General features: G+C 70.9%; 5 protein-coding genes and 1 pseudogene. 3 read left to right on the forward strand and 3 right to left on the reverse strand.

Going from position 1 to position 5,519, the window contains the following annotated elements; translation table 11 throughout:
• Both E9565_RS21460 and E9565_RS21465 read right to left on the reverse strand, forming a co-directional pair.
• Positions 1-221 (reverse strand): hypothetical protein (locus E9565_RS21460; RefSeq protein ID WP_236836690.1); only part of this gene is annotated, 221 nt, incomplete at its 3' end.
• 63 nt (positions 222-284) lie between these two features.
• A complete protein-coding gene (locus tag E9565_RS21465; RefSeq protein WP_236828790.1) occupies positions 285-1,394 on the reverse strand; it encodes an ABC transporter ATP-binding protein in 1,110 nt (369 codons plus the stop codon).
• 354 nt (positions 1,395-1,748) lie between these two features.
• Here E9565_RS21465 and E9565_RS21470 point away from each other — a divergent pair, with 354 nt between their 5' ends.
• From E9565_RS21470 to E9565_RS21480, 3 genes are all read left to right on the forward strand, one after another.
• Entirely contained in the window at positions 1,749-3,128 is a 1,380-nt protein-coding gene (locus tag E9565_RS21470) for an ABC transporter substrate-binding protein (RefSeq protein ID WP_236828791.1), read from the forward strand.
• 119 nt (positions 3,129-3,247) lie between these two features.
• Positions 3,248-4,237: a carbohydrate ABC transporter permease gene (locus E9565_RS21475; RefSeq protein ID WP_236828792.1), complete on the forward strand. Its 990-nt coding sequence runs from the start codon at positions 3,248-3,250 to the stop codon at positions 4,235-4,237.
• The gene (locus E9565_RS21480; protein WP_236828793.1) at positions 4,234-5,157 is read left to right on the forward strand and encodes a carbohydrate ABC transporter permease; all 924 of its coding nucleotides are present in this window, start codon (positions 4,234-4,236) and stop codon (positions 5,155-5,157) included. The genes E9565_RS21475 and E9565_RS21480 overlap by 4 nt, the downstream gene beginning before the upstream one ends.
• 121 nt (positions 5,158-5,278) lie before the next feature.
• Here the strand turns inward: E9565_RS21480 and E9565_RS21485 are convergent.
• A pseudogene (locus E9565_RS21485) lies at positions 5,279-5,519 on the reverse strand (cell division protein DivIVA); the annotation flags it as partial.

A 5,519-nucleotide genomic window follows, 5' to 3' on the forward strand; every position in this document is an offset into this window, starting at 1 on the left:
CGGTGCCGGAGCCGGCCGCCGTCGACCCGCTGCGGCCCGCCGCGGGCACGCCCGCCGGCGGCTCCACGCGCCGGCAGATCGCCGCGCGCGACGACGAGGACCCCCGCGGCGACGACGCACGCCGCCACGCAGGCCCAGTACAGCGCGGTGCTCCCGGTGAGCAGACCGCCGACGAAGAGCCCGAGGCCCAGCAGCACCAGCAGCGCGGCGATCGCGATCACAGCAGGGACTGTAGGGCGCGGCCGGCCGGGGGCGCCGCTGGACGCCCCCGGGTCCGGGAGGTGTCAGCCGGGGGTCTGGGTGACCCGGAGCCCGGTCACCGCGGAGAACAGGTGCGCCTCACCGGGCCGGATCGCGACGTGCACGACCTCGCCCTTCATGGGCGGGCGACGCGGGTCGGCCCGCAGCACCAGCTGCCGGCCCTCGTCGCCGGCCTCCCCCGCGGCCAGCCGGCCGTAGGCGAAGGCGTCCGAGCCCAGCTCCTCGACGATCAGGACCTCGACCGGGATGCCCTCGCCCGCGGCCACGAACTCCACCGATTCCGGGCGGAACCCCAGCGTGGCCGCGTCGCCCCCCTCGCGGGCGAGCACCGACAGCGCCTCGCGCGGCAGCGGGACGGTGTGGCCGGCGACCTGCGCGCCACCCTCGGTCAGGGTCACCGGGACGATGTTCATCGCCGGCGAGCCGATGAAGCCCGCGACGAACACGTTGGCCGGCTTGTCGTAGAGGTTGCGCGGCGTGTCGACCTGCTGGAGGACGCCCTCGCTGAGCACCGCGACGCGGTCCCCCATCGTCATCGCCTCGACCTGGTCGTGCGTGACGTACACCGTCGTGACGCCGAGCCGCCGCTGCAGGGCGGCGATCTCGGTGCGGGTCTGCACCCGCAGCTTGGCGTCGAGGTTGGACAGCGGCTCGTCCATCAGGAACACCTGCGGCTGGCGCACGATGGCCCGCCCCATCGCGACGCGCTGCCGCTGACCGCCCGAGAGCGCCTTGGGCTTGCGGTCGAGGTAGGGCTCGAGGTCCAGGATGCGGGCGGCCTCCTCGACGCGGGTCCGCCGCTCCTCCTTGGGCACCCCCGCGATCTTCAGGGCGAAGCCCATGTTCTCGGCCACCGTCATGTGGGGGTAGAGGGCGTAGTTCTGGAACACCATCGCGATGTCGCGGTCCTTCGGCGGCAGGTGCGTGACGTCCCGGTCGCCCACCCGGATGGTGCCGTCCGTGACCTCCTCGAGGCCGGCCAGCATCCGCAGCGACGTCGACTTGCCGCAGCCGGACGGGCCGACCAGCACCAGGAACTCGCCGTCGGCGATCTCGAGGTCCAGCGCGTCGACCGATGGGCGGGTCGCGCCGGGGTAGACGAGCGTGGCGTGGTCGAACGTGATGGCGGCCATGGGTCCCTTCCTGCGCCGAACGGTGGCGTCACTGTGGCACGCCCGGTGGCCCCGCGACCACCAGGACGTCGCCGCCGTCCCCGCCCGGATCACCCGGTGAGGACGGTTTTCTCCCCCGATCGTGCACCGAGGGCGGGACACCGTGGGAGCGCTCCCATATGCTCCCCGGCGCACCCGTACCCGAACGGGCTACCGCCCCTTCGGATGCGGCACAACCGTTACGGCAACGTTGCCGCCGGGGGTCTCCCGCGCGGCTACTGTCGCCGGACGGATGTGGCGGCCGGACCCGCGATGGGGTGTCGGCGCTGGTCACACGATGCGGCGACGGAGCCGCAGGAGTCTGGAGGGGACCACATGAGCAAGCGTGCGAGGGGCCGCGGGGCAGCGGCCCTGGCCGGCGGGCTGGGGCTGACGCTCCTGCTCACCGGGTGCGGCGCCGACGAGATCGACGGTGGTGGCAACGGCGGCGGCGCGGCGGCCGCGGACACGGAGATCGACTGCGCGCCCTACGAGGAGTTCGGCGACCTGGAGGGTGAGACGGTCACCGTCTACACCTCGATCACCGACCCGGAGGACCAGCCGCACATCGACTCCTACGTGCCGTTCGAGGAGTGCACCGGGGTCGACGTGCAGTACGAGGGCTCCCGCGAGTTCGAGGCCCAGCTGGTCGTGCGCGTCCAGAGCGGGAACGCACCCGACATCGCCTACATCCCGCAGCCCGGCTTGCTCGCCACCCTGGTCGGCACCGGCGCCGTCGTCCCCGCTCCCCAGCAGGTCGAGTCGAACACCGACGAGTACTGGGACGAGAGCTGGAAGGAGTACGGCAGCGTCGACGGCACCTTCTACGCCGCGCCGCTCGGCGCGAACGCCAAGAGCTTCGTCTGGTACTCGCCCTCGATGTTCGAGGAGGCCGGCTACGAGATCCCCCAGACCTGGGACGAGATGATCGCCCTCTCCGAGGAGATCGCCGCCACCGGCGCCAAGCCGTGGTGCGCCGGCATCGGCTCCGGTGAGGCCACCGGCTGGCCGGCCACCGACTGGCTCGAGGACGTCGTCCTCCGCACGGCCGGCCCCGAGGTCTACGACCAGTGGGTCAACCACGAGATCCCGTTCGACGACCCGCAGATCGTCGAGGCGCTGAACACCGTCGGCGAGATCCTGAAGAACCCGGAGTTCGTCAACGGTGGCCTGGGCGAGGTCCAGTCCATCGCCACCACCGAGTTCGGTGACGCCGGGCTGCCGATCCTCGACGGCAACTGCTGGCTGCACCGGCAGGCCTCCTTCTACCAGGCGAACTGGCCGGACGGCACCGAGGTGGGCGAGGACGGCGACGTGTTCGCCTTCCCGCTGCCCCCCATCGGCGACGCCGGCACCCCGCCGGTCCTCGGCGGTGGCGAGTTCACCGCGGCGTTCAACGACGACCCGGCCACCCAGGCGTTCCAGACCTACCTGTCCTCCCCGGAGTGGGCCAACATCAAGGCCCAGGTCTCCGGCCCCGGCTGGGTGAGCGCCAACACGGGTCTGGAGATCGACAACCTCGTGTCGCCGATCGACCAGCTGTCCGCCGAGCTGTTCCAGGACCCCGAAGCGGTGTTCCGGTTCGACGGCTCGGACCTGATGCCCGGGGAGATCGGCGCCGGTGAGCTGTGGACGCAGCTGACCGAGTGGATCGCCTCGGACAAGTCCAGCGAGGCGGCGCTCACCGCGGTCGAGAACGCCTGGCCGGAGTCCTGATCAACCCGCGGACCGGCGCCGGCGTGGCCGGCGCCGGTCCGCACCCGCATCCCGGAGGCCGGGGGGTCGCAGCGCTGCGATCCCCCGGTACTGCGCCGTCGAGGGAGAGGTCGTAACCGGTGGAGTGGTTCCTGGAAACGGAGTCGGCGGGGCACAAGTTCGCCCTGATGGGGTTCGCCATCCTGCTGTTCACGGTGGTGATGGGCGCGATCCTGCTGGCCGCCGACCGGCCCCGGCGGGTGCCGAACTGGGTGGTCGTCGCGGCGTTCCTGGGGCCGACCGCCCTCCTGCTGCTCGTCGGCCTGGTGTACCCGGCCCTGGAGACGGTCCGCGCGTCGTTCTACAACAGGGACGGGTCCGAGTTCGTCGGGTTCGGCAACTACGCCACCGTCTTCACCAACGACGGCTTCCAGACCGTCCTGCGCAACACCGCGCTGTGGGTGCTCGTGGTCCCGATCGTGACCACGGGTCTCGGGCTGGTGTACGCCTACCTGGTCGACCGCACGCGGTTCGAGGCCCTCGCCAAGGCGCTCATCTTCCTGCCCATGGCCATCTCGATGGTCGCCGCCAGCGTCATCTGGCGGTTCGTCTACGAGTTCCGGCCCGACCAACCGGGGGTCAACCAGATCGGCCTGCTGAACCAGCTGCTGGTCACCGTGGGCATCGACCCGCAGCAGTTCCTGCTCGATGCGCCGCAGAACAGCCTCTACCTGATCGTGGTGATGATCTGGATCCAGGCCGGCTTCGCCATGACGGTGCTGTCGGCGGCGATCAAGGCCATCCCCGACGACATCATCGAGGCCGCCCGGCTCGACGGGGTCAGCGGCTTCCAGATGTTCCGCTACGTCACCGTGCCGAGCATCCGCCCCGCCCTCGTCGTCGTGCTCACGACGATCGCGATCGTCACGCTCAAGGTCTTCGACATCGTCCGCACGATGACCGGCGGCAACTTCAACACCAGCGTGGTGGCCAACGAGTTCTACGTCCAGTCGTTCCGCCAGTTCAACTTCGGGCTGGGCGCCGCGCTGGCCGTGCTGCTGTTCGTGCTGGTGATCCCGATCATCGCCTACAACGTGCGGCAGCTGCGGCTGTCGGAGGAGATCCGATGACGACGACGACCCCCGTCATGGCCCCGGTGCCCGGGGAGATCGACACGCGTGGCCGGGTGCACCGCCGGGCCGCCCGGGCCAAGAACCGGCTCACCTCCCCCGCCGCGTCCGCGATCGCCATCGTCATCGCGATCCTGTGGACGGTGCCGACCCTGGGCCTGCTCGTCACCTCGTTCCGGCCCGAGCTCGACATCCGCCGCTCGGGCTGGTGGACGTGGTTCACCGACCCGCAGATCACCCTCGACAACTACAACCAGGTGCTCTACGGCGGGCAGACGAACTTCGCGGAGCTCTTCGTCAACTCCCTGGTCATCACGCTGCCGGCGGTGATCATCCCGATCACCCTGGCACTGCTGGCCGCCTACGCCTTCGCGTGGATCAAGTTCCGGGGCCGCAACATCCTGTTCGTCGCCGTGTTCTCGCTGCAGGTGGTGCCGATCCAGGTCACGCTGATCCCGCTGCTGAGCCTCTTCGTCGACGTGGGCATCGAAGGGTCGTTCTGGACCGTCTGGCTGGCCCACTCGATCTTCGCGCTGCCGCTGGCGATCTTCCTGCTGCACAACTTCATGAAGGACATCCCGGCGTCGCTGGTCGAGGCCGCGCGCATGGACGGCGCCGGCCACGTGAAGATCTTCTTCCAGGTGCTGCTGCCGCTGCTGACGCCGGCGATCGCCGCGTTCGGCGTCTTCCAGTTCCTGTGGGTCTGGAACGACCTGCTCGTGGCACTCACCTTCGCCGGCGGCGCCCCGGACGTCGTCCCGCTCACCGTGCGGCTGGCCGAGATGGTGGGCAGCCGGGGCGCCGACTGGTTCCTGCTCTCGGCCGGGGCGTTCATCGCCATGATCGTGCCGCTGATCGTCTTCCTCGCCCTGCAGCGCTACTTCGTGCGTGGCCTGCTGGCCGGGAGCGTCAAGGGCTGAAGGACCTCCTGCTCCCCGGCACCCGCAGGCTCGAGCCGGGACCCTGCAGGAGGCCGTCCCAGCACGTCACGGGACGACGGAGGCCCCGGACCGTGTGGTCCGGGGCCTCCGTCGTGCTGCCTCAGGCGCTGGCGTGCTGGTTCTGCCGGCCGGCGGCGGCGGGCTCGGCCGAGCCGCGGCTGTCCAGGTCGCGCAGGTGCGACTCGAGGTAGGACCGCAGCCGCGTGCGGTACTCGCGCTCGAAGGTGCGCAGCTCCTCGATCTTGCGCTCCAGGCTGCTGCGCTTCTCCTCGAGACCACCCATCACCTCGACGTGCCGGCGCTCGGCGTCCTGGTCGAGGGCGGCGGCCTTGGCGCGCGCC

Origin of the sequence: Blastococcus sp. KM273129 (genome assembly GCF_021698995.1) — a bacterium.
Lineage (GTDB): Bacteria > Actinomycetota > Actinomycetes > Mycobacteriales > Geodermatophilaceae > Blastococcus.